Consider the following 25206-nt stretch of genomic DNA (forward strand, 5'->3'; position numbering starts at 1 on the left):
CGGCCTATTCGACCCGCGTGATGCGCGACGGCTTGAAGCCCAGGTCCGCCGCCTTGCCCTTGCGCCCGCGCGCGGCGCGGGCGTTGTTCAGGCTGCGGATCTCCAGCGTCTCGTCGCGCTCCTTGCCGCCGCGGCCGATGCCCTCGATCCTCACGCTGCGCGTGTAGGCCGCCGCGCCGGCCAGCGTGTCCTTGGGCTCCAGGTCGATCAGCATCAGTCCGCGACCGCCCTTGTCCATCTGCTTGAGCTCGGCGATCTCGAAGGTGAGGATACGACCGCCCGTGGACGCACAGCACACGTGCGTGGCCGGTGCCAGCGGCAAGGTGCCGGAGGAAAACGCCGCGTGCGAAGGCGCGCAAGGCGTTTCGCCTTCGCCCAGGCTGAGGAAGGTCTTGCCGCCGCGCTGGCGTGAAATCATGGACTCCACCGTGGCGATGAAGCCATAGCCGCCGCTGCTGGACAGCAGCAGCGCCGCGTTGGCCGGGCCCGCGAAGTAGTGCAGCGGCTGCGTGCCGCTTTCCAGGTCGATCAGCGTGGTGACGGGCTGGCCGTCGCCACGCGCGCCGGGCAGGCTGGCCACCGACACCGAGTACACGCGCCCGTTGCTGCCGATGACGATCAGCGTGTCCACCGTGCGGCACTCGAAGGTGCCGTACAGGCCGTCGCCGGCCTTGAAGGCGAAGGCCGAGGCCTCGTGGCCGTGGCCGGTGCGCGCACGCACCCAGCCCTTGCTGGACACCACCACCGTCACCGGCTCGTCGACCACCTTGATCTCGGCCACGGCCTTCTTCTCGGCCTGGATCAGCGTGCGGCGCTCGTCCGCGAAGGCCTTGGTGTCGGCCTCGATCTCCCTGACCATCAGGCGCTTGAGGCTCGCGGGATTGGCGAGGATGTCTTCCAGCTTGGCCTGCTCCTCGCGCAGGTTCTTCAGTTCCTGCTCGATCTTGATCGCCTCCAGCCGCGCCAACTGGCGCAGGCGGATCTCTAGGATGTCCTCGGCCTGGCGGTCGCTGAGATGGAAGCGCTCGATCAGCGCGGCCTTGGGCTCGTCGCTGTGGCGGATGATGCGGATCACCTCGTCGATGTTGAGCAGCACGAGCTGCCGGCCTTCGAGGATGTGGATGCGGTCCAGCACCTTGTCCAGGCGGTGCTGCGAACGCCGCGTGATCGTGGTCTGGCGGAACTCGATCCACTCCACCAGCATCTGCCGCAGCGACTTCTGCACCGGCCGGCCATCGAGCCCGATCACCGTGAGGTTGATCGGCGCGGACGTCTCCAGGCTGGTGTGCGCCAGCAGTTGCGTGATGAGTTCCTGCTGCTCGATGCGGCTGCTCTTGGGCTCGAACACCAGGCGCACCGGCGCGTCCTTGCTCGACTCGTCGCGCACGCCGTCGAGCACCGCGAGGATGCTGGCCTTGAGCTGGTTCTGGTCCTGCGTGAGCGCCTTCTTGCCGGCCTTGACCTTGGGGTTGGTGAGCTCCTCGATCTCCTCGAGCACCTTCTGCGAACTGGTGCCCGGGGGCAGCTCGGTCACCACCATCTGCCACTGGCCGCGCGCCAGGTCCTCGATCTTCCAGCGCGCACGCACCTTCAGGCTGCCGCGGCCTGTGCGGTAGGCGTCGGCGATGTCGCCGGCCGGGCTGATGATCTGGCCGCCGCCCGGGTAGTCGGGGCCGGGGATGAGCGCGGCGAGTTCCTCGTCGCTCAGCTTGGGGCTCTTGATCAGCGCCACGCAGGCCTCGGCCACCTCGCGCAGGTTGTGGCTGGGCACCTCGGTGGCCAGACCCACGGCGATTCCGCTGGCGCCGTTGAGCAGGTTGAAGGGCAGGCGCGCGGGCAACTGCCGGGGCTCGGTGGTGGAGCCGTCGTAGTTGGGCACGAAGTCCACCGTGCCCTCGTCGATCTCGTCGAGCAGCAGGCCGCTGATCTTCGCCAGCCGCGCCTCGGTGTAGCGCATGGCCGCGGCACCGTCGCCGTCGCGCGAGCCGAAGTTGCCCTGGCCGTCGATGAGCGGGTAGCGCTGCGCGAAGTCCTGCGCCATGCGCACCAACGCATCGTAGGCGGCCTGGTCGCCGTGTGGGTGGAAGCGGCCCAGCACGTCACCCACCACGCGGGCGCTCTTGACCGGACGCGCGGCCGTGTTGCCGCTGAAGCCCAGGCCCATGCGCTCCATGCTGTAGAGGATGCGCCGCTGCACGGGCTTCTGGCCGTCGCAGACGTCGGGCAGCGCGCGGCCCTTGACGACCGAGAGCGCGTATTCGAGGTAGGCGCGCTGGGCGTAGGCCGCGAGCGAATCGTCGGGTTCGGCCGGCGGTGCCAGCGGCAGTTCGGGGTTGTTCACATCAGCCATCAGATATCCACCTCCACGGCGTCACCGTGGAGTTCCATGAGTTCACGCCGCGCCGCGGCCTCGCCCTTGCCCATCAGCTGGGTGATGCGGGCCTCGGTGGCGGCGAAGTCGTGCGCGCCCAGCAGCACGGGCATGAGGCGGCGCGTGTCGGGGTTGAGCGTGGTGTCCCACAACTGCTCGGCGCTCATCTCGCCCAGGCCCTTGAAGCGGCTCACCTGGCACTTGTCGGCCGGCACGCCTTCCTTGGACGCCTTGTCGAGGATGGCGTGCAGTTCGCCCTCGTCGAGCGCGTAGGCCTTGGCCGCCGGCTTCTTGCCGCGCGCGGGGATGTCCACGCGAAACAGCGGCGGACGCGCCACGTAGACGTTGCCCGCCTCGATGAGCTTGGGAAAGTGCCGGAAGAACAGCGTGAGCAGCAGCACCTGGATGTGCGAGCCGTCCACGTCGGCGTCGGACAGGATGCAGACCTTGCCGTAGCGCAGGCCACTCAGGTCCGGCGTGTCGTTGGGGCCGTGCGGGTCCACGCCGATGGCCACCGCGATGTCGTGGATCTCGTTGTTGGCGAACAGGCGGTCGCGCTCGACCTCCCAGGTGTTGAGCACCTTGCCGCGCAGCGGCAGGATGGCCTGGCATTCCTTGTCACGGCCCATCTTGGCGCTGCCGCCGGCCGAGTCGCCCTCGACCAGGAAGATCTCGTTGTGGCTCAGCTCGCGGCTTTCGCAGTCGGTGAGCTTGCCCGGCAGCACGGCCACGCCGCTGCCCTTGCGCTTTTCCACCTTCTGGCCCGCGCGCTGGCGCGTCTGCGCGGCCTTGATGGCCAGCTCGGCGAGCTTCTTGCCGTAGTCCACGTGCTGGTTGAGCCAGAGTTCCAGCGAAGGGCGCACATAGCTCGACACCAGGCGCACCGCGTCGCGCGAGTTCAGGCGCTCCTTGATCTGGCCCTGGAACTGCGGGTCGAGCACCTTGGCGCTGAGCACGTAGCTGGCGCGCGCGAACACGTCCTCGGGCAGCAGCTTCACGCCCTTGGGCAGCAGCGCGTGCAGGTCGATGAAGCTCTTGACCGCCTGGAACAGGCCATCGCGCAGGCCGCTGTCGTGCGTGCCGCCCGCGCTGGTCGGGATGAGGTTGACGTAGCTCTCGCGCACCGGTGCGCCGTCTTCGGTGAAGGCCACGCACCAGGACGCGCCCTCGCCCTCGGCGAAGCTGTCGTGGCCGGCCTCGGCGAAGCCCTCGCCCTCGAACATGGGGATCACCGGGTCGGCGGTGAGCGTCTGCTGCAGGTAGTCGCGCAGGCCTCCCTTGTACTGCCAGGTCTGGGTTTCCTTCGTCTTCGCGACCACGAGCTGCATGGTCACGCCGGGCATCAGCACGGCCTTGCTGCGCAGCAGGTGGACGAGCTCGTTCATCGGCAGCGCCGAGGACTCGAAGTACTTCGCGTCGGGCCAGGCGCGCACCGTGGTGCCCTGCTTGCGATCGCCCTCGCCGCGTGGGGCCACGGCCAGCGGCTCGATCACGTCACCACCGGAGAAGACCAGGCGCGCGGCCTGGCCCTCGCGGTAGCTGATCACCTCCAGGCGTTTGGACAGCGCGTTGGTGACGCTCACGCCCACGCCGTGCAGGCCGCCCGAGAAGCTGTACGCGCCGCCCTTGCCCTTGTCGAACTTGCCGCCCGCGTGCAGGCGCGTGAACACCAGCTCGACCACCGGGGCCTTTTCCTCGGGGTGCAGGCCGAAGGGAATGCCCCGGCCTTCGTCTTCCACGCTGACCGAGCCATCGGTGTGCAGCGTGACCTTGATCTTCTTGCCGAACCCCGCGAGCGCCTCGTCGGCCGCGTTGTCCAGCACTTCCTGAATGATGTGCAGCGGGTTGTCGGTGCGGGTGTACATGCCCGGCCGCTGCTTGACCGGCTCCAGCCCCTTGAGGACGCGGATGGAGCCTTCCGAATAGGTGGAGGGGGTGCTTGCCATGGGCGCGGATTGTAGGCGCGGATGGCGAAAACCACTGGATGAAATACCAGCCCATCCCAATGACTCGGAAACAGCAGGCGGCGTGGGTTACCGAATGGGCCGCGACCCGCCGGTCGTTCCATTCGGTCCATTGCCTCACGACAGCCCCTCCCATGAACTCCGTCAGCGCCTTTTCCCAACCCAGCACATCGCGCCAGCCAACCAACCGCCCGGATCTCACCCGGCTGAGCGCCATCCGCAACCCCCAGGCCGCAGGCCAATTGGCCGTCACCCGGCTGAATAAGCAAGACAAGGAAGCATTCCTGGCCGTGCTGGACCGCCTGCAGGAAGACGGCATTCATGAACTGGACTTCAGCAAGCAGGACATCAGCGCCGAGGGCATGCAGTGCATGGCCGACGCCTTCGCCGAACGGCTTGCCCAAGGCAAGCGCTTGGGTGTCACCCACCTGAACTTCTGCGATGCCAAGCTGGGCCCCCCCGCCCCGCTCATCCAAGCGCTCAGACAGCACGCGGGTGGCGCCATTGAATCAATGGACTTCTCCGGCGCTTACGACCAAGGGCCACCGGGCGCCGGTCTCAGCCAAGAGGCGCTGACGGCCATAGTCCGTTTCCCTAACAACAATCAGGCACTGCGCGAGTTCAAACTCAACCGGCAGCCGGGCTTGGCGTCATCGCTTTCCATCCTGACCACCGCCCTGCAGAGTTCGGTGCTGACGACTCTCGCACTGCAGGACTGCAACCTGTCGGAGGAGGCGTGGCAACACCTGAAGACCTGCACCGGCAAGGACAGTGCACTGACACACCTCGACCTGCTAGGCAATGACAACATGGCCAGCAACGAGCATCCGGACTTCTTTCTGCTGTTTCTCGTGAGCTTGAACAAGAACCAGACCTTGGTGGCGGTGCATCTGCCCGCGTCCGCGACCGCGTGGTATCAGGCTGGCATCAGGAACTTGCCTGATGGTCCGGTGAAAACAGCGCTGGGCTTGCAGAACAACACAAGCCTTCGTGTACTGACCCCGCTGTCGGCGTCGGACAAAGCGGAATTGCGGGTGCTGAACGAGAACCTGAGTCGAAACCGCTGGAAGCACCTGGAGCCCAAGCTGGCTTTGGCGGGTTGCCTGAAGGATCCGTTCGGGGTACCGGCCGAACTCAGGCAAAAGATCGCAGAACTGGTGGAGCGCATCCCACCAAGCCCCTTGCAGTGAGAGGCCAGGCACTGTCGCCAAGGCGTCACGCCGAGCGCCATCCATTCGGGGAACGCGACAATTGCCTGCGGCAATTTCATCGACTTGCATGGGCACGGACATGCCAGGGAATCCACATCCCGGCTAGAGTGCCGGGATGTCCTCGCACCGCCCTCTCTCCGCCACCCAGGTCCTGCTCTGCGGGGCCCTCATCGTCACCCTCTCCATGGGCATTCGCCACGGTTTCGGCCTGTGGCTGCAGCCCATCACCCAGGCCCAGGGCTGGACGCGCGAAACCTTTGCCTTCGCGCTGGCGGTGCAGAACCTGGCCTGGGGCGTGTTCGGCATCTTCGCCGGCATGGCGGCCGACCGCTTCGGCGCCTTCCGCGTGCTGCTGGTGTGCGCGGGCCTGTACGCCCTGGGGCTGGCAGGCATGGCACTGTCCACCTCCACCCTGTCGTTCGCGCTGACCACGGGCGTGCTGATCGGCGCGGCCCAGGCCGGCACCACCTACGCCGTCATCTACGGCGTCATCGGTCGCAACATCCCGGCCGAGCGCCGCTCCTGGGCCATGGGCGTGGCCGCCGCGGCGGGCTCCTTCGGCCAGTTCCTCATGGTGCCGGTGGAAGGCTGGCTGATCGAGGGCCTGGGCTGGCAGAACGCGCTGCTGGTGCTGGCCGTGGCGGTGCTGCTGATCGCGCCGCTGGCCATGGGCCTGCGCGAGCCCGGCTTCTCGGGCAGCGCGCCGGTCAAGCGCGAGCAGACCATCGCCCAGGCGCTGCGCGAGGCCTTCCAGTACCGCAGCTTCCAGTTGCTGATGGCGGGCTACTTCGTCTGCGGCTTCCAGGTGGTGTTCATCGGCGTGCACATGCCCAGCTACCTCAAGGACAACGGCCTGTCGCCGCAGGTGGCCAGCTACGCGCTCGCGCTCATCGGCCTGTTCAACGTGATCGGCACCTACGCGGCCGGCGTGCTGGGCCAGCGCATGGCCAAGCGCCACATCCTGGCCTTCATCTACTTCGCGCGCGCCATTGCCATCGCCGTCTTCCTGTGGGCGCCGCTCACGCCCATGAGCGTCTACGTCTTCTCCTCGGTGATGGGCCTGCTGTGGCTGTCCACCATTCCGCCGACCAACGCCACGGTGGCGCAGATCTTCGGCGTGGCGCACCTGTCCATGCTGGGCGGCTTCGTGTTCTTCAGCCACCAGATCGGCAGCTTCCTGGGCGTGTGGCTGGGCGGCTACCTGTATGACCAGACCGGCAGCTACGACATCGTCTGGACCATCGCCATCGCGCTGGGCGTGTTCGCGGCGATCGTGAACCTGCCGGTGCGCGAGGCGCCCATCGTGCGCACACCGCAGCGCGTAGGGGCCACAGCGTGAGCCTCGCGCGGCGCGCCACCCTGTGGGCCGCTGCCACCGCGGCCCTGCTGGCCACGTTCGCCCTGTACCAGCGGCCCGATTTTCTCGTCAACCTCGCCGACCGGGTCTGGAGCTGCTTCTGATGCACGGCACCGAAGCGCCGTCGGCCTGGGTGCGGCGCTGGTCGCACCTGGTGCCCGAGGGCGGCGCGGTGCTCGACGTGGCCTGCGGGCGCGGGCGCCACCTGCGCTGGTTCGCCGGGCGCGGGCACCCCGTCACCGGCGTGGACCGCGACCCCGAGGCCATCGGCGCCATCCACGGCCTGGGCCGCGCGGTGCTGGCCGACATCGAGAACGGCCCTTGGCCCTTCGTCGGACAGCGCTTCGCGGGCGTGGTCGTTACGAACTACCTGTGGCGCCCGCTGCTGCCCACCCTCATGGACAGCGTGGCCGAGGGTGGTGTGCTGATCTACGAAACCTTCGCCATCGACCACGCCACCATCGGCAAGCCCTCGCGGCCCGATTTCCTGCTCAAGCCCGGGGAACTGCTGATGGCCTCCAGCGGTCTTCGCACCGTGGCCTACGAGGACGGCTTCTGCGGCGACCCCGACCGCTTCGTGCAGCGCCTGGTGGCGGTGCGCGAACCCCGCTCCGACGGCGCATCGCCGCCCCGGCATCGGCTCGATGCCGCTGGGTAGAATGCTCCGCTTATCCGCCCCCGGAGGGCGCCCAGCGCGCGCATGTGGCCGCTGACACAACGATCCGCCATGCAAATGATCACCGGCAGCATCGTGGCCCTGGCCACGCCCTTCAACCCCGACGGCAGCGTCGACTACCCCGGCCTGCGCAAGCTGGTCGACTGGCACATCGCCGAAGGCACCGACTGCATCGGCGTGGTGGGCACCACGGGCGAGTCGCCCACCGTCACGGTGGAAGAGCACTGCGAGATCATCCGCGTCTCGGTGGAGCAGGCCAACAAGCGCGTGCCCATCATGGCCGGCTGCGGCGCCAACTCCACGGCCGAGGCCATCAACCTCGCCCGGTTCGCGCAAGGCGTGGGCGCCGACTGCCAGTTGCAGGTGGTGCCCTACTACAACAAGCCCACGCAAGAGGGCCAGTACCAGCACTTCAAGGCCATCGCCGAGGCCACGGGCGACCTGCCCATCGTGCTCTACAACGTGCCCGGCCGCACCGTGGCCGACATGCAGGTCGACACCGTGCTGCGCCTCACCCAGGTCAAGGGCATCGTCGGCATCAAGGAAGCCACCGGCAACATCGAGCGCGCCCAGTGGCTCGTCCGCGAAGCGCCGGCCGACTTCGCCATCTACTCCGGTGATGACCCCACGGCCGTGGCCCTCATGCTCTGCGGTGGCCACGGCAACGTGAGCGTCACCGCCAACATCGCGCCGCGCGCCATGCACGATCTGTGCGTGGCCGCCGTCGCGGGCGATGCGAAAAAGGCCATGCTCATCCAGAAGCGCCTGCTGCCGCTGCACAAACAACTGTTCTGCGAATCCAACCCCATCCCGCTCAAGTGGGCCATGGCCCGCCTGGGCCTGTGCGGCGAGACCATGCGCCTGCCGCTCACGCCCATGTCGCGCCAGCTCGTGCCCCAGGTCGAAGCCGCCCTGCGCGAGTCCGGCCTGCTGAACTGAGCCCCGTTTACTTCCGAGACCCTGCCCCTCCATGAGCCAATTTCATCGCCTGTGCCTGATCGCGTGTGCCGCGCTGCTCGCCACCGGTTGTTCCATCCTCAAAGAGGACAAGATCGACTACAAGAGCGCGCAGGAAGGCAAGCGGCTGGACGTGCCGCCCGATCTGACGCAGCTCAGCCGTGAGTCGCGGTACGTGGTGCCGGGCACGGCCGTCACGGCCAGCGGCTACCAGGCCGGGCAGGCCAATGCCGCCGCCGCGCAGGGCAGCGGCACGGCCACCGTGGAGGTGGGCGACGTGCGCATCGAGCGCGCCGGTTCGCAGCGCTGGCTGGTGGTCAACCGCCCGGCCGGCCAGCTCTGGGGCCCCATCCGCGATTTCTGGCAGGAGAACGGTTTCCTGCTCGAGACCGACCAGGAAACCCTGGGCATCATGGAGACCGACTGGGCCGAGAACCGCGCCAAGCTGCCGCAGGACATCGTGCGCCGCACCATCGGCCGCCTGTTCGACAGCCTCTACTCCACCGGTGAGTTCGACAAGTTCCGCACCCGCCTGGAGCGCAACGCCAGCGGCGGCACCGAGGTCTACATCACCCACCGCGGCATGGTCGAGGTCTATTCCAACGAGCGCGAGAACCAGACCGCGTGGCAACCCCGCCCGGCCGACCCCGAGCTCGAGGCCGAATTCCTGCGCCGCCTGATGGTCAAGCTCGGCGTGAGCGAGACCCAGGCCCAGGCGGTGGCTGCTTCGGCGCCCAACCAGTCGCAGGCCGCGCGCGTGACCACGGTGAACAACCGGCCCGCCCTGCAGTTCAACGACAACTTCGACCGTGCCTGGCGCCGCGTGGGCCTGTCGCTCGATCGCAGTGGCTTCACGGTGGAAGACCGCAACCGCACGGAAGGCACCTACTTCGTGCGCTACGTGGAGCCCGTCAAACCGGGTGAGAAGCCCGGCTTCTTCGCCCGCATGTTCGGCGCCGACGACAAGCAGCCCACGCCGCAGCGCTACCGCATCGTCGTCAAGAGCGAGGCCGACCTCACCACGGTGTCGGTGCTCGACGCGCAAGGCCAGCCCGACGCCTCGGCCAACGCGCAGCGCATCGTCCAGTTGCTCGCCGCGGATCTCTGATCAGAGCCCCAGGGTGGTCGGCGCAAAGGCCGGCCGCCCTTTCATCCACCACTCGTCCAGCCGCTCGTGCAGCGCCACGCGGCGCTCGGGCGCGTGGCTGGCCACCAGGCTGCTGCGCACCGGGTCCAGGCGCTCCAGCGTCCAGCTCGCGGTCCAGATCACGCCCGGCAGTTCGTGCGGCGAGGCCTGTGGCACGGCATGCGCTTCAACGATGTGCGCCCAGGTGGTGCGCCAGGCCGCGAAGCGCGGGTGCAAGGCGCGCATCGCGCTGAAGTCGCGCGCCAGCAGGCGCATCTGTCGCCCGCGCCGGGCCCAGGCGTTCAGGCCCGCGATCACCGATCGCTCGCCGAGCGGCCAATCCGCGAAATCGTCGTCCACCAGCCAGAGCATGGGCCAGCCTTGCGAGGCCGCGGCGCCGATGGCCTGGCGCACCGCGTCCGTGAAGGCCACGCGGCCAACCAGCCGGCCCTCGGGCAAGGCCAGCGGCACAGGCTCGGCGTTGTCGGTGGCGTCGGCGTCGGACATGGGCTCCCCCCGTGGTTTCACTCCGCTTCGAGGTGCAGCCAGCCGGCCTCGAACCAATCGGCCAGCACGGCCTGCGCGTCGGCGCTGGCGCGCCGCACCTCGCCCGCATTCAGGTGGCGCTGGTCGGCCAGGCGGCGCATGAGTCGCGCGTCGGCACCGCCGGCGCGCAGGCCTTCGCCATTGATGAATACGTGGCGCTCGTCGTACATCATGCGCGTGCGCCGGTCGAGCCGCAAGGCGCCGGGCGCCCAGGCCCCGGCCGGTTCGTCGAACCAGGTGTGCGGCTTGGGCTCGGTCATCACCTCGCCCAGTGCCAGGGCCAGGGCATCGCGTTCGCCCAGCAAGCGCTGCAGAGCATCGGCCGCGAAGGCCTGCAGCCCCTGTGGCAGGCGCGCGGGCTGCGCCGTGGGTTCCTGCTGCGGGTCGCGATACAGCGTGTCGTCCTCCAGCGCGTCGGCCATGCGCTGCAGCAGTTCGCCGGCCAGGCCGCCACGCTGCGGCGCGCGAAAGCCGATGGAGCAGGTCATGCAGTCGCCACCCACCGCCTCGCCGTCGTGCGCCCAGCGCGGCGGCAGGTAGAGCATGTCACCGGGCTCCAGCACGTGTTCCTCTTCGGGCTCGAAGTGCTGCAGGATCTTGAGCGGCACACCGGGCTGCAGGCTGAAGTCCTTCTGGCGACCGATGCGCCAGCGCCGCCGGCCCGTGGCCTGCAGCAGGAAGACGTCGTAGCTGTCGAAGTGCGGCCCCACGCCGCCGCCCTCGCTGGCCCAGGAGATCATCAGGTCGTCCAGGCGCGCGTCGGGCACAAAGCGAAAACGCTGCAGCAGCGCGTGCGCGGCGTCGTGGTGCAGGTCCACGCCCTGCACCAGCAGGGTCCAGCGCGGGCGGTTTTGCGGCGGTAGCGCGCGCCGCGCGAACGGGCCATGGCGAAGGGACCAGCCCGCGCGCCCGTGTTCGATGAGTCGCGACTCGACGCCCTCTCGCCCGGCCAGATCGAACAGGGCACCGCGGTCCAGCGGCGGCCGGAAGCCGGCGATGGCCTGGCGGATCAGCAGGGGTTTCTTCTGCCAGTGCCGGCGCATGAAACGCGCGGGACTGAGGCCGCCCAGCAGGGCCAGCGGTTCGTCGGACAAGAAACCTGGCAACAGGCCGTTCATGGGGCTCATGGGAGAATTGTCCAATGAAATCCGATGCCGCTTTTCCCATGGCCGTGACGCCCCAGTGCGTCGTGGCGCTCACCTGGACCCTGAAAGACACGCTGGGCGACGAACTCGACACGCTCGACGAGCCCGTGGAGTTCCTGGTGGGTGGCAGCGACCTGCTCGGCAAGATCGAGGAAGCCCTGCAAGGCCATGTGCCGGGGGACACGCTGGAGCTGCACCTCGAGCCGCTCGACGCCTTCGGCGACTACGACGACCAGTTGCTGTTCCTCGAGCCGCGCGAGCGCTTCCCCGAAGAACTCGAGGAAGGCATGGGCTTCGAGGGCCTGCCGCCTGGCTGCAACCCGGCCGCGCCGCGCGACCGGCTGTTCTTCGTCAGCGACATCTACCCCGACCACGTGGTGCTCGATGGCAACCACCCGCTGGCGGGCATCGCGATCCGCATCAAGCTCAAGCTGCACGCGGTGCGCGAGGCCACGGAAGACGAGATCGGCCGTGGCACGCTGGGCACGGGCTTCTTCCGCACGCAACTCGACGCGGCGGACCCGGGGCAGGCGCCGCCGGTGCCGCCGACGCTGCACTGATCAGCCGCGTCCCGTCGAGCCGTAGCCGCCGGCCCCGCGCGCGCTCTCGGCTGCGAAGTCCTCGACCACGTTGAAGCGCGCCTGCACCACGGGCACGATGACCATCTGCGCCAGGCGCTCCATGGGCTCGATGGTGAAGGCCACGTCGCTGCGGTTCCAGGCGCTCACCATGAGCTGGCCCTGGTAGTCGCTGTCGATGAGACCCACCAGGTTGCCCAGCACGATGCCGTGCTTGTGGCCCAGGCCCGAGCGCGGCAGGATCAACGCGGCATAGCCCGGGTCGGCCAGGTGGATGGCCAGGCCGGTGGGCACCAGTTGCCAGGCGTTGGGCGCCAGCCGCAGCGGGGCATCGAGGCAGGCGCGCAGGTCGAGCCCGGCGCTGCCCGGCGTGGCGTAGGCGGGCAGTTGTTCCGCCATGCGCGGGTCGAGGATCTTGACGTCGATCTGCATGCGCTCGGTCTCAGTTGCTCTTGGGTTTGAGCGCCTCTTCCAGCGCCTTGTTCGGATCGACCTCGGCCGGTGCGGCCTCCTCGGCCTCGGGCTGCAGTCCGTCGGCCGAGGGCTCCTCGGTCGCCTCTTCTTCCTCTTCGGTGCCGTAGCCACCCCCTTCGGACGGCGGCGCCATGTCGCGCAGCAGGTCCTGCACGGCCTCGTTGTCCACCTTCACCGGCGCGCCCAGGCTGCCCGTCACGATGCCCGGGTTGAGCATGACCACCGCCACCATGATGAGCTGCAACACGATGAAGGCGATCGATCCCTTGTAGATCTGAGCCGTGGTGACGGCCGGGATCAGCTTGCCCGTGACCTGGTCGGTGTAGTCCTGGCGCGCGGCCACGCTGCGCAGATAGAACAGCGCGAAGCCGAAGGGCGGCGTGAGGAAGGAGGTCTGCATGTTCATCGCCAGGATCACGCCGAACCAGATGAGGTTGATGTCCAGGCTTTGCGCCACGGGCACCAGCAGGGGCACGACGATGAAGGCGATCTCGAAGAAGTCGATGAACATGCCCAGGATGAACACCAGGAAGTTCACGACGAGCAGGAAGCCCATCTGCCCGCCGGGCAGCTTGTCGAACAGGTGCTCGACCCAGATGTGGCCGTCGGCCGCGTTGAAGGTGAAGCTGAACACCGTGGAGCCGATCAGGATGAACAGCACGAAGATCGACAGCTTGGTGGTGCTCTCCAGCGCTTCGTGCATGAGCTTGAGGCTCAGGGTGCGGCGGCTCGCGGCCATGATCAGCGCGCCGAGCGCGCCCATGGCGCCGCCTTCGGTGGGCGTGGCCACGCCCAGGAAGATGGTGCCCAGCACCAGGAAGATCAGCACCAGCGGCGGGATCAGCACGAAGGTGACCTGCTCGGCCAGGCGCGAGAGCAGGCGCAGGCCCAGCAGGCGGTTGAGCAGCGCCAGCACCAGGGCCAGCACCGAGGCCACGCTGATGGACATGATCACCACCTCGTCGCCGCCGGGCGCCACTTGGCGGTCGATCAGCGGGTTGATGATGGCCGCGTGGTTCTGGCTCCAGAGCCAGCCGGCCACCGCGCTGATGGCCAGCAGCACCAGCAGCGAGCGGTGGCCCGAGGCGCCGCTGGGCTCCACGTAGATGCGCGCTTCCTTGGGCAGCGCGGGCACCCACCGGGGCAGCACCATGGCCACCACCGCGATGAACAGCAGATAGAGGCCCACCAGCATGAGGCCCGGAACGAGCGCGCCGGCGTACATGTCGCCCACCGAACGGCCCATCTGATCGGCCAGCACGATCAGCACCAGCGAGGGCGGAATGGCCTGAGCCAGGGTGCCCGAGGCGGTGATCGTGCCCATGGCGATGGTGCGGTTGTAGCCATAGCGCAGCATGATGGGCAGCGAGATCAGGCCCATGGAGATGACCGCGGCAGCGACCACGCCCGTGGTGGCCGCGAGCAGGGCGCCCACCAGGACCACCGCGACTGCCAGGCCGCCGCGCACGGGACCGAAGACCTGGGCCACCGTGGACAGCAGCGCCTCGGCCATGCGGCTGCGCTCGAGGATGATGCCCATGAGCGTGAAGAACGGAATCGCCAGCAGCGTCTCGTTCTGCATGATGCCGAACACGCGAAGCGGCAGGGCCTGGAACAGGTTCGGTGGGAAGAGCCCGACCTCCATGCCGATGAAGCCGAAGAACAGACCGGTGGCGGCCAGCGCGAAGGCCACGGGAAAGCCCGACAGCAGGAAGGCCAGCAGGCCGCCGAACAGCAGCGGCACGAAATGGTTGGTGAGGAATTCGATCATGGGTGCGCTCGCTCAGGCCTTGTTCGTGGCGGCCGCGTGGTCGTCGGCCATTTCGCGCACCAGGAAGTCGCCCTCTTCAGCCTCCTTGTGGGCCAGCACGTCGGGCCCCTGCCCCGTGAGGAAGGCCGCGCGTTTGATGATCTCGGAGGCGCCTTGCAGCAGCAGGATGGCGAAACCCACCGGAATCAGCAGGTACACCGGCCAGCGGATCAGGCCGCCGGCGTTGGACGACATCTCGCCGGACACCCAGGCTCGCGCGAACACCGGCCAGCCTTCATGGATCATCAGCAGGCACAGCGGCGCGAGGAACACGATCACGCCGACGATGTCCACCCAGTTGCGCGTGCGCGCGCTGAACTTCGAGGAGAGGAAGTCGATGCGCACGTGCGCGTTGCGCAGGAAGGCGTAGCCCCCGCCCAGCAGGAACACGGCGGCGAACAGGTACCACTGCACCTCCAGCCAGGCGTTGGAGCTGGTGCCGAAGACTTTGCGGATGATGGCGTTGACCGCGCTGATCAGCGTGGCCGCGAGGACGAACCACATCATGAGGCGGCCGATGCGCTCGTTGATGGCGTCGATGAGTCGGGAGATCGTGAGTAAGGCTTGCATGTGAACCCCATGGGTATGGGTGTGGCCGCGCGGCTGGCACCGTGCGGCCGGGGTGTCGCGCGGGCGGGTCACCCACGCGACACGGGCCGGCGAGGCCCGAGAAAAAAACCCCGCCGCGGCGGGGTGCCGGCGCGAGTCCGGCGAGCCTCAGAGCTTAGCCGATTGCATGTAGCGGTCGAACTGCGCTTCGGTGAAACGGAACCACAGGTTCTGGTCGCGACGGAAGTTGGAATAGTCGGCGTAGATCTTCTTCCAGTGCGGGTTGCTGGCCGACAGTTCGCTGTACAGCGCCATGGATTCCTTGTAGGCCAGGTCCATGATCGGCTTGGGAAAGGCCAGCACCTTGGCGCCGCCGGCCACCAGGCGCTTGAGGGCCGCCGGGTTGCGCGCGTCGTAGCGGGCCTGCATCACCGTGTGGGCGTGCGAGGTCGCGGCTTCGACGATGGCCTTGTTCTCGGCCGACAGGGCGTTGTACGCGGCCTTGTTGACGTAGAACTCGAGCTGCGCGCCGCCTTCCCACCAGCCGGGGTAGTAGTAGTTGCGGGCGACCTTCTGGAAGCCCAGCTTCTCGTCGTCATAGGGGCCGACCCATTCCGTGGCGTCGATGGTGCCCTTCTCCAGCGCCTGGTAGATCTCGCCGCCGGGGATGTTCTGCGGCACACCGCCCATTCGCGTGAGCACCTGGCCGGCGAAGCCGCCGATGCGCATCTTCAGGCCCTTCATGTCGGCCGCGGTCTTGATCTCCTTGCGGTACCAGCCGCCCATCTGCGCACCGGTGTTGCCGCCGGGGAAGTTGACGATGCTGTACTGGTCGTAGAACTCGCGGAACAGCTTGAGGCCGTTGCCGTCGTACATCCAGGCCGTGAGCTGGCGGCTGTTCAGGCCGAAGGGAATGGCCGTGGCCATGGCGAAGGTCGGGTCCTTGCCGAAGAAGTAATACGGCGCCGTGTGGCCCATCTCGACCGTGCCCGCCTGCACGGCGTCGACGATGCCCAGCGCGGGCACCAGTTCGCCCGGCGCGTGCACGCTGACCTCGAACTTGCCGCCCGACATCGCCTTCACGCTGGCGGCGAAGACGTCGGAAGCACCGTAGATGGTGTCCAGGGCCTTGGGGAAGCTGGAGGTCAGGCGCCAGCGAATGGCGGCCTGGGCGTGCACCGAGGGTGCGACGCCAGCGGCGAGCACGCCGGCGATTCCGGCATGCCGGATGAGAGAGCGACGGTCCATGTGTTTCAACTCCGTGGTGGTTGTGTCAGCCCGCCACTGCGTGCGGGCGCCCGTGAAGGCCACGAAATTCTAGGAACGGGTACGGGGGGCCCCTCGGGGGTTTTCCCTTGAACCGAGGGCTTGCCCCAGGGGGTCGTTCAGCCTCGCGTCAGGCTCGGCCGAGCGGGGGAAGCGTCAGGCCACGACCTTCAGGCCCGATGCCCCATCGAGCAGCGCCCCGAAGCGCTCGCGCACGCTGCGCTCGATGCCCGCCGCGTCCAGGCCCTGCAGGGCCAGCAGCTTGGCCGGATCGCCGTGTTCGATGAAGTCGTCGGGCAGGCCCAGCGCCAGCACGGGCAGTTGCAGGCCTTCGGCCTGCAGAGCCTCCATCACGGCGCTGCCGGCGCCGCCCAGGGTGCAACCCTCTTCCACGGTGACGATGGCCGCGTGCGTGCGTGCGATCTCGCGCAGCAACTCGACGTCGAGCGGCTTGACCCAGCGCATGTTGGCCACGCTGGCCCCCAGGCGCTCGGCCGCGGCCAGCGCGGGGTACAGCAGCGTGCCGAACGCGAGGATGGCAACGCCGCGGCCCTTGCGGCGCAGCTCGCCCTTGCCGAAGGGCAGGCCCGCCAGGCCTTCGGGCTGGGCCGCACCCACGCCCGCGCCGCGCGGGTAGCGCACCGCCACCGGGTGGTCCTGCGCGAAGGCGGTGGACAGCAGTTGGCGGCACTCGCCCTCGTCGGCCGGACAGGCCACGGAGACCTGCGGGATGCAGCGCAGGTAGGCGATGTCGTAGGCCCCCGCGTGCGTGGCGCCGTCGGCGCCCACCAGGCCCGCGCGGTCGAGCGCGAACACCACGGGCAGGTTCTGCAGCGCCACGTCGTGGATGAGCTGGTCGTAGGCGCGCTGAAGGAAGGTGGAGTAGATCGCCACGACGGGCTTCATCCCCTCGCAGGCCAGGCCGGCGGCGAAGGTCACCGCGTGCTGCTCGGCGATGCCGACGTCGAAGTAGCGGTCGGGGAAGCGGCGGTGGAATTCGACCATGCCCGAACCCTCGCGCATGGCCGGCGTGATGCCCACCAGGCGCTGGTCGGCCGCGGCCATGTCGCACAGCCATTGGCCGAACACCTGCGTGAAGGTGGTCTTGGGCGGCGTGGCGGGCTTGGTCAGCCCGATGGCGGGGTCGAACTTGCCGGGGCCGTGGTAGGCGACGGGGTCGGCCTCGGCGAGCTTGTAGCCCTGGCCCTTCTTCGTCACCACGTGCAGGAACTGCGGACCCTCGTGCGCGTCCATGAGCTGGCGGATGTTCTCCAGCGTGGGGATCAGCGAGTCCAGGTCGTGGCCGTCGATGGGGCCGATGTAGTTGAAGCCGAACTTCTCGAACAGCGTGGCCGGCACCACCATGCCCTTGGCCTGCTGCTCGAAGCGCTTGGCCAGCTCGAACAGCGGCGGCGCGCCCTTGAGCACCTGCTTGCCCACGTGCTTGGCCGCGGCATAGAACTGCCCGCTCATGAGCTGCGCCAGGTAGCGGTTGAGCGCGCCCACCGGCGGCGAGATCGACATGTCGTTGTCGTTCAGGATGACCAGCAGCTTGCCGTCGGCCACGCCCGCATTGTTGAGCGCCTCGAAGGCCATGCCGGCGGTCATGGCGCCGTCGCCGATGATGGCCACGGCGCGGCGGTCCTCGCCCTTGGCCTTGGCGGCCATGGCCATGCCCAGCGCGGCCGAGATGCTGGTGGACGAGTGCGCGGTCCCGAAGGTGTCGAAGGGGCTCTCGTCGCGGCGCGGGAAGCCGCTGATACCGCCGAGCTGGCGCAGCGTGTCCATGCGGTCGCGCCGGCCGGTGAGGATTTTGTGCGGGTAGGTCTGGTGGCCCACGTCCCAGACCAGCCGGTCCTCGGGCGTGTTGAAGACGTAGTGCAGCGCGATGGTGAGCTCGACCGTGCCCAGGTTGGAGCTGAGGTGCCCGCCCGTGCGCGCCACGCTGTTCAGCAGGAACTGGCGCAGTTCGTCGGCCAGCGGTTTGAGCTGCGGGCGCGCCAGGTGGCGCAGGTCCGCGGGCGACTGGATGGTGTGGAGCAAGGCGGTGATCGGTACGGTCATGGGGCGTCGTCGTTCACGAACGGTGCTTGCGCATCAGGATCAGGAAGCGCGCTGGGCCACCCAGTCGGCCAGGGCATGCAGCGTGCCCGGCCGCTCGAGCCCGCTGCGCCCGAGGGCCGCGTGGGCGCGCGCCAACACATTGTCGGCATAGGCCTGGGCGGCGCCCAGACCCATGAGCGACACGAAGGTGGGCTTGTCGGCCGCGGCGTCCTTGCCCGCGGTCTTGCCCAGCGTGGCCGAGTCGGCGGTGACGTCGAGGATGTCGTCCACCACCTGGAAGGCCAGGCCCACGCAGGCGCCGTACTCGGTGAGCGCGGCCAGCGTGTCGGGCGCCACCACGCCGGTGGCCGCCCCCATGGTGACGCTGGCCTGCAGCAGCGCGCCGGTCTTGCGGCGGTGCATGGCCTCCAGCGCCGGCAGGTTCAGGGCGAATCCCACGCTGGCCAGGTCCACGGCCTGGCCGCCGGCCATGCCGTCGGCACCGGCGGCCAGGGCCAGCAGCCGGCACAGGCGCGCGCTCGTGGCGTCGTCCAGGCTCCCGTCGCCGGGGACCAGCAGCTCGAAGGCCAGGGCCTGCAGGGCGTCGCCCGCCAACAGGGCCTGCGCCTCGCCGAACTTCACGTGCACGGTGGGTTTGCCACGCCGCAGCACGTCGTTGTCCATGCAGGGCATGTCGTCGTGCACCAGCGAATAGGCATGGATGAGTTCCACCGAGCAGGCCGCGCGCAGGGCGGCGTCGGCCTGCCCGCCCACGGCCTCGCAGGTGGCCAGCACCAGCAAGGGGCGCAGGCGCTTGCCGCCGTCGAGCACGGCATAGCGCATGGCATCGCCCAGGCCGGCGGGCGCGTCGCTGGGCACCCAGCGCGAGAGCGCCTGCTCCACCGCCGCCTGCTGGGCGCCGCGCCACTGCACGAAGGATGGGTCGAGCACGTCGCGAGCCGCCGCCGGGCCGCCCCAAGGCGGCTCAGCCCCCGCGGGGGGCAGCGACTCGCGAAGCGACGGAGCGTGGGGGCCCGCGCTCATTCGTCGTTCCACGGCTTGGTCTGCCCGGCCTCGAACACCTGGATCTGCTGCTCCACCGCCTGCAGGCGGTCGCGGCAGAAGGCCAGCAGTTCGGCCCCGCGCTGGTAGCGCGTGAGCAACTGGTCCAGGGGCAACTGGCCGGCGTCGAGTTGGGCCACGAGCTGCTCGAGTTCCTGAAGGGCGGCCTCGTAGCTGGGGGCCACGGGCGAGGTGTCGGCGGCGGCCGAACGGGCGGGCGGTGGCGTCATGGGCCTCTTGAAGGAAATGCCGGCGGTCGGTGAACCCCCGGGGGGCATTCCAGCCAAATGGGGCATTTTAGCGATGGGGCATTTCCGCCGGCCGGTGCGTGCTGCACCCCGGGGGTACAATCCGCGCTCTTTTTTTCCTCAACGACGGGCCCTGCGGGCCCGGAGGGACGCACCACTTCACCCATCCCGCGCGAATTCGTCTGACGAGCACAGCGCTAGGGGTCGACAGACCCCGCCCTGCCCCTTCATAGGGGGAGTCTTTAGGTCAGGACAAGCATGTCTGATTTGAGTCTTCAACTGCAGCAGGCCAAAAGCCAATTCCCGGTGTCGAGCTACTTCGACCAGGCGCTGTTCCAGCGCGAGCTGGAGACGATCTTTCAGCGCGGGCCCCGCTACGTGGGGCACGCTCTTTCCGTTCCGAACATCGGCGACTACCACGCCCTGCCGCAAGAGGGCGGCGGCCGCGCGCTGGTGCGCACGCCCTCGGGCGTCGAACTGATCTCCAACGTCTGCCGCCACCGCCAGGCCGTGATGCTCAAGGGCCGTGGCAACCTGCAAGGCCACAGCCCCGGCCATGCGGGCGGCAACATCGTGTGTCCGCTGCACCGCTGGACCTACAGCGGCACGAACACGCCCGCCGGGGGCGGCCCCGCCGGCCAGTTGCTGGGCGCGCCGCACTTCCAGCAGGATCCCTGCCTGAACCTCAACAACTACCGCCTGCGCGAGTGGAACGGCCTGCTGTTCGAGGACAACGGCCGCGACATCGAGTCCGACCTGGCCGGCATGGGCCCGCGCGATCTGCTGAGCTTCGAGGGCATGGTGCTCGACCACGTCGAACTGCACGAGTGCCACTACAACTGGAAGACCTTCATCGAGGTCTACCTCGAGGACTACCACGTGGGCCCCTTCCACCCGGGCCTGGGCAACTTCGTCACCTGCGAGGACCTGCGCTGGGAGTTCCGGCCCGAGTACTCGGTGCAGACCGTGGGCGCACAGAACCTGCGGGAAAAGGCCGGCAGCCCGACCTACCAGCGCTGGCACGAGGTGCTGATGGCCTACCGCCAGGGCGAACTGCCCGCGCACGGCGCGGTCTGGCTCACCTACTACCCCCACATCATGGTGGAGTGGTACCCGCACGTGCTGACCGTTTCCACTCTGCACCCGATCAGCGTGGACAAGACGCTCAACATGGTGGAGTTCTATTACCCCGAGGAAATCGCCGCCTTCGAGCGCGAGTTCGTCGAGGCACAGCGCGCGGCCTACATGGAAACCTGCATCGAGGACGACGAGATCGCCGAGCGCATGGACGCGGGCCGCAAGGCCCTGCTGGCGCGCGGCGACAACGAGGTCGGACCCTACCAGAGCCCCATGGAAGACGGCATGCAGCACTTCCACGAGTGGTACCGCCAGAAGATGGGAGATGCCTTCACTGGCTGAGCCATGCAAGCACTGTGGATGCTGCTCGCGTCCTTCTTCTTCGCGAGCATGGGCGTATGCATCAAGTTCGCCGCGGCCCACTTCAACAGCTTCGAGACTGTGTTCTACCGTGGTGTCGTGGGCCTGCTGTTCCTGTGGGGCCTGACGCGCTGGCAAGGCGTGTCGCTGGCCACCCGCGTGCCCATGATGCACGCCTGGCGCAGCCTGGTGGGCACCATCTCGCTCACCGCCTGGTTCTACGCCATCGCCCTGCTGCCCCTGGCCACCGCCATGACGCTCAACTACATGAGCAGCGTGTGGATCGCCACCTTCCTGCTCGGCGGCGCGGTGCTCACGCAGGCACGCGGCACACCGGTGCGCGAGCAGGCGCCGCTGTTCATGACCGTCATCGTGGGCTTCCTCGGCGTGGCCTTGCTGCTGCGGCCCAGCTTCACCCAGGAGCAGGCCTTCGCTGGCGTGGTGGGCCTGTTGTCGGGCGTGTTCGCGGCCCTGGCCTACCTGCAGGTGGCCGCCCTGGCCAAGGTGGGCGAGCCCGAGAGCCGCACGGTCTTCTACTTCTCGCTGGGCTCGGCGCTGGCGGGGCTGATCGGCATGCTGTTCGTCGGCGTGAGCCCGCTGCGCTGGCCCGGCGCCTTGTGGCTGCTGCCGATCGGCCTGCTCGCGGTGGGCGGCCAGCTGTGCCTCACGCGCGCCTACGCCCGGGGCGCCACCATGGTCGTGGCCAACCTGCACTACTCGGGCATCGTCTTTGCGGCGCTCTTCGGGCTCACGGTGTTCGGCGACCGCATCCCCCTGATCGGCTGGATCGGCATGGGGCTGATCATCGTCAGCGGCATCGCGGCCACCGTGTTGCGCTCACGCACGGTGCCGCAGGTGCCTGCGGAAGAACCCTAGCAGTCCCTGGGAGGCAGGCGTTCTGCATCACAATGTACGCATGCTCAACTTGTTGATACAAGTCCGCGAACTGCAGGCCCTGCTCGACGCGGGTGCCCCCGTGCTGGTGATGGACTGCAGCTTCGACCTGGCGAACCCCGCGGTGGGCCGCGCGCAGTTCGAGGCCGAGCACCTACCCGGCGCGGTGTACGTGGACCTGGACCACGACCTCAGCGAGAAAGGCCGCCCCGCCAGCGAAGGCCGCCACCCCCTGCCCGGGCGGGAGCGCTTCGCCGCCCGCATGGCCGAACTCGGTTTGAGCCCGGGCATGCAGGTGGTGGCCATGGACCGCCAGGGTGTCAACTTCTGCGGCCGGCTCTGGTGGACGCTGCGCTGGTGCGGCCATGAGGCCGTGGCCGTGCTCGACGGCGGCCTGGCGGCCTGGAAGGCCGCGGGCGGCGCACTGGAGAGCGGTCCCGCCAAGCCCCGCGCCCCCGGCCAGTTCCGCGCCGGCCCTTCACTGGCGCCCGCACTCGATACTGCGGGCCTGCTGGCGCGCCTGGGCCGCGCCGACACCACGGTCATCGACGCCCGCGCCGGCGCGCGCTTTCGCGGCGAGGTCGAGCCGCTGGATCCGGTGGCGGGCCATGTGCCGGGTGCGCTCAACCGCCCCTTCGGCGACAACCTGCTGGCCGACGGCCGCTTCAAGCCCGCCGAACAGCTGCGCCGCGAGTTCGAGGCCCTGCTCGGCGGCCGCGACCCGGCCGGTGTGGTGCACCAGTGCGGCAGCGGCGTGAGCGCCGTGCCCAATGCGCTGGCCATGGCCGTCGCCGGCCTGGGCACCACCACCTTGTACCCGGGCAGCTGGAGCGCCTGGTGCAACACCGAAGGAACGCCGCGTGCGAGAGGCTGATGCAAGGGCCTGAGTCGGTGGGCGTGTCCGCGCAGGCCGAGCTCCCCGACGCAGCGGACCTGCGCAAGATCCTCTTGTGGGTCTGCATGCTGGTGGGCTTCGTGGCCCTGGGCATCGCCGCGATGGACATGCTGCTCGCCGCGCCCGAGCAGAGCGAGGCCGCCATCGCCGCCGCCCTGTCCGCCGTCGCCTGGGCCTGCTGGCTGGCGCTGCGCACCCGCCGGCTCTCGCCCGAACCCGTGGCCGGCCTGATCGTGCTGGCGGTGCTGGCCACGGCCACGCTCTCGGTGGTGAGTTACGGCTCGGTGCGCACGGCGGTCAACTTCCTTTTCGTCGGCGCGGTGGTCGGGGCGGGCACCTTCCTGGGGCGGCGCGCCCTGCTGCTGGCGGTGGTCGCCAGCGTGGGCCTGCTCGGCGGGCTCGGCTGGATCGAGGTGCACGGGGGCTTCCAGGCCAAGCCGGATTTCTCGATCAACGTGCGCGTCTGGATCACGCAGGCCGCCGCCCTGGTGGTCGTCGGCCTGGTGGTGATGCACAGCCGAGCCGTCATCCAGCGCGCCATGCAGCGCCTGCGGCACGAGCTGGAGCGGCGGCGCCAGACCGAGCAGGAGCGCGACCGCAGCCTGGAGCGCTTCACGCGCATCTTCCGCTCCAGCCCAAGCCCCATGGTCGCGCAGTCCGCGCGCACCGGCGCCATCCTCGACGTCAACGCCGCCTTCGAGCGCTGCTACGGCTACCGCCGCAGCCAGGTGCTGGGCCGCCAGGACACCTTCCTGTGGGCCGACCCGATGGAGCGCGAGCGCTACATGGAGCGCCTGGTGGCGGAGCGCCACATCGCCCAGCACCGCGGCCGTGGCCGCCGCGCCGATGGCAGCGAGTTCGACGCCATGGTGTCCAGCGAGATGGGCAACGACGACGAGGACCGCCTCATCATCACCACGGTGAGCGACATGACGGGCCGCGAGGAACTCATCCGCCGCCTGCAGCGCTCCGAGGCACTGTTCTCCAAGGCCTTCCACTTCGCGCCGCTCAACCTCACCATCACGCGCCTGTCCGATGGCCGCTTCCTGGAAGTGAACCGCGCTGAGGACAAGGCCCAGGGCTTCGAGGCCGATGAGCTGCTGGGCCGCACCTCGGTGGAGGTCGGCGCCTGGCTCACGCCGCAAGACCGCGAGCGCTTCGTCGAGCGCATCCGCCGCGACGGCCGCGTCGACGGCTACGACACGCAGATGCGGCACAAGGACGGCTCCATCGTCGACTCGCGCATCTGGGCCGAGGTCATCGACATCGACGGCGAGCCCTGCATCCTGTCCTCCAGCTTCAACGTCAGCGCGGAAAAACGCCGCGAGGCCCTGTTGCTCGACGTGGCCAAGGGCGTGGCCGCCGAAACCGGCGAGGCCTTCTTCGCCGCGCTCGCGGAAACCCTGAGCAATGCCATCGGCGCGAACCTCGTGGCCCTGGCCGAGACCGCCGACGAGGGCGAACTGCAGACCCTGGGCGTGTGGCGCGACGGGCGCGCCGCGCGCAACTTCCGCTTCAGCGTGGCCGGCACGCCCTGCGCGGACACGCTGCGCCAGCACGGCCTGATGACCTGCGCGTCCAACCTGGCCGAGAACTACCCCAACGCGCCGCAACTGCGCGCGCAGGGCTTCCAGGCCTACCTGGGCCAGGCCCTGCGCGACGCCGACGGCCAGGCCACCGGCATGCTGATCGCCATGTGGCGCACGCCGGTGGAGGTGAAGGCCGACATCCAGGCGCTCATCTCCATCTTCGCCAGCCGCGCCAACGCCGAGTTGCTGCGCCTGCGCCGCGAGCGTGAGATCGTGAGCCTGAACGAGACCCTGGAGCAGCGCGTGCGCGAGCGCACCGCCGAGCTGCAGAAACTCAACGCCGAGCTTGACGCCTTCGCCTACTCGGTCTCGCACGACCTGAAGTCGCCGCTGCGCGCCATTGACGGCTTCACGCGCCTCATGCAGGAGCAGCTCGAGGGCAAACTCGACGAGGACACGCAGCAGTTGTTCGACCGTGTGCTGCAGTCCTCGCAGCGCATGGGCGCCATCATCAATGACCTGCTGGCGCTGGCGCGCGTGAGCCAGGGCGTGCTGCAGCGCGGCACCATCGACCTGAGCGAACTGGCGCGCAGCGTGCTCGAGCACGAGCTGGCGCGGACCCCGCAGCGCCGCGTGCGCGCCGAACTGGCGCAGGGCCTGGAGGCCGACTGCGACCCGCACCTCGCGCGCATCGTGCTGGAAAACCTCATCGGCAACGCATTGAAGTACACGCGCGACCGCGAGGAAGCGCACGTCGTCTTCGGCCTGGACGGCGTCGACGACGATGGCGTGCCGAGCTTCTTCGTGCGCGACAACGGCGTGGGCTTCGACATGAAGTACGTCGACCAGCTCTTCAAGCCCTTCCAGCGCCTGCACCGGCCCAGCGAATTCGAGGGCACGGGCATTGGCCTGGCCACGGTGCGCCGCATCATCGAGCGGCACGATGGGCGCATCTCGGCCGAAGGCGCCGTTGCCCAGGGCGCCACGTTCCGCTTCAGCTTCGGCAGCCCGCCGCGCTGGAGCGAGAGCGAGTCGCAGAAGCTGTGAGCAGGTGCGGGCGCAGCGGCC

General features: G+C 69.1%; 22 protein-coding genes. 11 read left to right on the plus strand and 11 right to left on the minus strand.

Going from position 1 to position 25206, the window contains the following annotated elements:
* Nucleotides 1-4: 4 nt before the first annotated feature.
* Together parC and VLG41_RS18640 are read right to left on the minus strand one after the other, a co-directional pair.
* Nucleotides 5-2350, minus strand: coding sequence for a DNA topoisomerase IV subunit A (gene parC / locus VLG41_RS18635; protein WP_325350886.1), 2346 nt, complete (start codon nucleotides 2348-2350; stop codon nucleotides 5-7).
* On the minus strand, nucleotides 2350-4317 hold the full coding sequence (locus tag VLG41_RS18640; protein ID WP_325350887.1) for a DNA topoisomerase IV subunit B: 1968 nt from the start codon (nucleotides 4315-4317) through the stop codon (nucleotides 2350-2352). The genes parC and VLG41_RS18640 overlap by 1 nt, the downstream gene beginning before the upstream one ends.
* Nucleotides 4318-4469: 152 nt before the next feature.
* Here VLG41_RS18640 and VLG41_RS18645 point away from each other — a divergent pair, with 152 nt between their 5' ends.
* The 6 genes from VLG41_RS18645 (at nucleotide 4470) to bamC (ending at nucleotide 9644) form a co-directional block, all read left to right on the plus strand.
* Entirely contained in the window at nucleotides 4470-5525 is a 1056-nt protein-coding gene (locus VLG41_RS18645) for a hypothetical protein (RefSeq protein ID WP_325350888.1), read from the plus strand.
* A gap of 136 nt (nucleotides 5526-5661) precedes the next feature.
* Nucleotides 5662-6885, plus strand: coding sequence for an MFS transporter (locus VLG41_RS18650; protein WP_325350889.1), 1224 nt, complete (start codon nucleotides 5662-5664; stop codon nucleotides 6883-6885).
* On the plus strand, nucleotides 6882-7007 hold the full coding sequence (locus VLG41_RS18655) for a hypothetical protein (RefSeq protein WP_325350890.1): 126 nt from the start codon (nucleotides 6882-6884) through the stop codon (nucleotides 7005-7007). Before VLG41_RS18650 ends, VLG41_RS18655 begins: the two co-directional genes overlap by 4 nt.
* Nucleotides 7007-7561, plus strand: a complete 555-nt coding sequence (locus VLG41_RS18660) for a class I SAM-dependent methyltransferase (protein WP_325350891.1) — start codon at nucleotides 7007-7009, stop codon at nucleotides 7559-7561. The genes VLG41_RS18655 and VLG41_RS18660 overlap by 1 nt, the downstream gene beginning before the upstream one ends.
* A 69-nt stretch (nucleotides 7562-7630) precedes the next feature.
* Nucleotides 7631-8518, plus strand: a complete 888-nt coding sequence (gene dapA / locus VLG41_RS18665; RefSeq protein ID WP_325350892.1) for a 4-hydroxy-tetrahydrodipicolinate synthase — start codon at nucleotides 7631-7633, stop codon at nucleotides 8516-8518.
* A gap of 31 nt (nucleotides 8519-8549) precedes the next feature.
* Nucleotides 8550-9644 (plus strand): outer membrane protein assembly factor BamC, encoded by a 1095-nt coding sequence (bamC, locus tag VLG41_RS18670; protein ID WP_325350893.1) that lies wholly within the window; start codon nucleotides 8550-8552, stop codon nucleotides 9642-9644.
* On the opposite strand, the gene VLG41_RS18675 is transcribed toward bamC, so the two are convergent.
* Complete coding sequence (locus VLG41_RS18675) at nucleotides 9645-10169, minus strand: hypothetical protein (protein ID WP_325350894.1); 525 nt, start codon at nucleotides 10167-10169, stop codon at nucleotides 9645-9647.
* A 17-nt stretch (nucleotides 10170-10186) separates the two neighbouring features.
* Nucleotides 10187-11335, minus strand: coding sequence for a JmjC domain-containing protein (locus tag VLG41_RS18680; RefSeq protein ID WP_325350895.1), 1149 nt, complete (start codon nucleotides 11333-11335; stop codon nucleotides 10187-10189).
* Nucleotides 11336-11373: 38 nt separating this feature from the next.
* On the opposite strand from VLG41_RS18680, the gene VLG41_RS18685 reads away from it, so the two are divergent.
* Entirely contained in the window at nucleotides 11374-11913 is a 540-nt protein-coding gene (locus VLG41_RS18685; protein WP_325350896.1) for a peptidylprolyl isomerase, read from the plus strand.
* Here VLG41_RS18685 and dut read toward each other — a convergent pair whose 3' ends face one another.
* The 7 genes from dut to xseB form a co-directional block, all read right to left on the minus strand.
* Nucleotides 11914-12363: a dUTP diphosphatase gene (gene dut / locus VLG41_RS18690; protein WP_325350897.1), complete on the minus strand. Its 450-nt coding sequence runs from the start codon at nucleotides 12361-12363 to the stop codon at nucleotides 11914-11916.
* 10 nt (nucleotides 12364-12373) lie between these two features.
* Entirely contained in the window at nucleotides 12374-14176 is a 1803-nt protein-coding gene (locus VLG41_RS18695; protein ID WP_325350898.1) for a TRAP transporter large permease, read from the minus strand.
* Between the two features lie 12 nt (nucleotides 14177-14188).
* Entirely contained in the window at nucleotides 14189-14785 is a 597-nt protein-coding gene (locus VLG41_RS18700; protein ID WP_325350899.1) for a TRAP transporter small permease subunit, read from the minus strand.
* 147 nt (nucleotides 14786-14932) lie between these two features.
* Nucleotides 14933-16012 (minus strand): TRAP transporter substrate-binding protein, encoded by a 1080-nt coding sequence (locus VLG41_RS18705; protein WP_325350900.1) that lies wholly within the window; start codon nucleotides 16010-16012, stop codon nucleotides 14933-14935.
* 174 nt (nucleotides 16013-16186) lie between these two features.
* Nucleotides 16187-18094: a 1-deoxy-D-xylulose-5-phosphate synthase gene (gene dxs / locus VLG41_RS18710; RefSeq protein WP_325350901.1), complete on the minus strand. Its 1908-nt coding sequence runs from the start codon at nucleotides 18092-18094 to the stop codon at nucleotides 16187-16189.
* 39 nt (nucleotides 18095-18133) lie between these two features.
* Nucleotides 18134-19117: a farnesyl diphosphate synthase gene (locus VLG41_RS18715; protein WP_325350902.1), complete on the minus strand. Its 984-nt coding sequence runs from the start codon at nucleotides 19115-19117 to the stop codon at nucleotides 18134-18136.
* Nucleotides 19114-19365 carry an exodeoxyribonuclease VII small subunit gene (gene xseB / locus VLG41_RS18720; protein ID WP_325350903.1) on the minus strand — a complete coding sequence of 84 codons (252 nt, stop codon included), beginning with the start codon at nucleotides 19363-19365 and terminating at the stop codon, nucleotides 19114-19116. Before xseB ends, VLG41_RS18715 begins: the two co-directional genes overlap by 4 nt.
* A gap of 276 nt (nucleotides 19366-19641) precedes the next feature.
* Between xseB and VLG41_RS18725 the strand changes: the two genes are divergently transcribed.
* The 4 genes from VLG41_RS18725 to VLG41_RS18740 are packed head-to-tail and all read left to right on the plus strand — an operon-like array spanning nucleotide 19642 to nucleotide 25185.
* Nucleotides 19642-20802, plus strand: coding sequence for an aromatic ring-hydroxylating dioxygenase subunit alpha (locus VLG41_RS18725; protein WP_325350904.1), 1161 nt, complete (start codon nucleotides 19642-19644; stop codon nucleotides 20800-20802).
* Nucleotides 20803-20805: 3 nt separating this feature from the next.
* On the plus strand, nucleotides 20806-21696 hold the full coding sequence (locus VLG41_RS18730; RefSeq protein ID WP_325350905.1) for a DMT family transporter: 891 nt from the start codon (nucleotides 20806-20808) through the stop codon (nucleotides 21694-21696).
* A gap of 40 nt (nucleotides 21697-21736) precedes the next feature.
* The gene (locus tag VLG41_RS18735) at nucleotides 21737-22588 is read left to right on the plus strand and encodes a sulfurtransferase (RefSeq protein ID WP_325350906.1); all 852 of its coding nucleotides are present in this window, start codon (nucleotides 21737-21739) and stop codon (nucleotides 22586-22588) included.
* The gene (locus VLG41_RS18740; protein ID WP_325350907.1) at nucleotides 22588-25185 is read left to right on the plus strand and encodes a PAS domain S-box protein; all 2598 of its coding nucleotides are present in this window, start codon (nucleotides 22588-22590) and stop codon (nucleotides 25183-25185) included. Before VLG41_RS18735 ends, VLG41_RS18740 begins: the two co-directional genes overlap by 1 nt.
* Nucleotides 25186-25206 lie beyond the last annotated feature (21 nt).

Origin of the sequence: Hydrogenophaga sp., assembly GCF_035481345.1 — a bacterium.
Classification (GTDB): domain Bacteria; phylum Pseudomonadota; class Gammaproteobacteria; order Burkholderiales; family Burkholderiaceae_C; genus Hydrogenophaga.

What these genes read in the sequence shown, in the direction of transcription:
- parC (WP_325350886.1), bottom strand. Translation starts at nt 2,350, where the DNA reads ATGGCTGATGTGAACAACCCCGAACTGCCGCTGGCACCGCCGGCCGAA.
- VLG41_RS18640 (WP_325350887.1), bottom strand. Translation starts at nt 4,317, where the DNA reads ATGGCAAGCACCCCCTCCACCTATTCGGAAGGCTCCATCCGCGTCCTC.
- VLG41_RS18645 (WP_325350888.1), top strand. Translation starts at nt 4,470, where the DNA reads ATGAACTCCGTCAGCGCCTTTTCCCAACCCAGCACATCGCGCCAGCCA.
- VLG41_RS18650 (WP_325350889.1), top strand. Translation starts at nt 5,662, where the DNA reads ATGTCCTCGCACCGCCCTCTCTCCGCCACCCAGGTCCTGCTCTGCGGG.
- VLG41_RS18660 (WP_325350891.1), top strand. Translation starts at nt 7,007, where the DNA reads ATGCACGGCACCGAAGCGCCGTCGGCCTGGGTGCGGCGCTGGTCGCAC.
- dapA (WP_325350892.1), top strand. Translation starts at nt 7,631, where the DNA reads ATGCAAATGATCACCGGCAGCATCGTGGCCCTGGCCACGCCCTTCAAC.
- bamC (WP_325350893.1), top strand. Translation starts at nt 8,550, where the DNA reads ATGAGCCAATTTCATCGCCTGTGCCTGATCGCGTGTGCCGCGCTGCTC.
- VLG41_RS18675 (WP_325350894.1), bottom strand. Translation starts at nt 10,169, where the DNA reads ATGTCCGACGCCGACGCCACCGACAACGCCGAGCCTGTGCCGCTGGCC.
- VLG41_RS18680 (WP_325350895.1), bottom strand. Translation starts at nt 11,335, where the DNA reads ATGAGCCCCATGAACGGCCTGTTGCCAGGTTTCTTGTCCGACGAACCG.
- VLG41_RS18685 (WP_325350896.1), top strand. Translation starts at nt 11,374, where the DNA reads ATGGCCGTGACGCCCCAGTGCGTCGTGGCGCTCACCTGGACCCTGAAA.
- dut (WP_325350897.1), bottom strand. Translation starts at nt 12,363, where the DNA reads ATGCAGATCGACGTCAAGATCCTCGACCCGCGCATGGCGGAACAACTG.
- VLG41_RS18695 (WP_325350898.1), bottom strand. Translation starts at nt 14,176, where the DNA reads ATGATCGAATTCCTCACCAACCATTTCGTGCCGCTGCTGTTCGGCGGC.
- VLG41_RS18700 (WP_325350899.1), bottom strand. Translation starts at nt 14,785, where the DNA reads ATGCAAGCCTTACTCACGATCTCCCGACTCATCGACGCCATCAACGAG.
- VLG41_RS18705 (WP_325350900.1), bottom strand. Translation starts at nt 16,012, where the DNA reads ATGGACCGTCGCTCTCTCATCCGGCATGCCGGAATCGCCGGCGTGCTC.
- dxs (WP_325350901.1), bottom strand. Translation starts at nt 18,094, where the DNA reads ATGACCGTACCGATCACCGCCTTGCTCCACACCATCCAGTCGCCCGCG.
- VLG41_RS18715 (WP_325350902.1), bottom strand. Translation starts at nt 19,117, where the DNA reads ATGAGCGCGGGCCCCCACGCTCCGTCGCTTCGCGAGTCGCTGCCCCCC.
- xseB (WP_325350903.1), bottom strand. Translation starts at nt 19,365, where the DNA reads ATGACGCCACCGCCCGCCCGTTCGGCCGCCGCCGACACCTCGCCCGTG.
- VLG41_RS18725 (WP_325350904.1), top strand. Translation starts at nt 19,642, where the DNA reads ATGTCTGATTTGAGTCTTCAACTGCAGCAGGCCAAAAGCCAATTCCCG.
- VLG41_RS18730 (WP_325350905.1), top strand. Translation starts at nt 20,806, where the DNA reads ATGCAAGCACTGTGGATGCTGCTCGCGTCCTTCTTCTTCGCGAGCATG.
- VLG41_RS18735 (WP_325350906.1), top strand. Translation starts at nt 21,737, where the DNA reads ATGCTCAACTTGTTGATACAAGTCCGCGAACTGCAGGCCCTGCTCGAC.
- VLG41_RS18740 (WP_325350907.1), top strand. Translation starts at nt 22,588, where the DNA reads ATGCAAGGGCCTGAGTCGGTGGGCGTGTCCGCGCAGGCCGAGCTCCCC.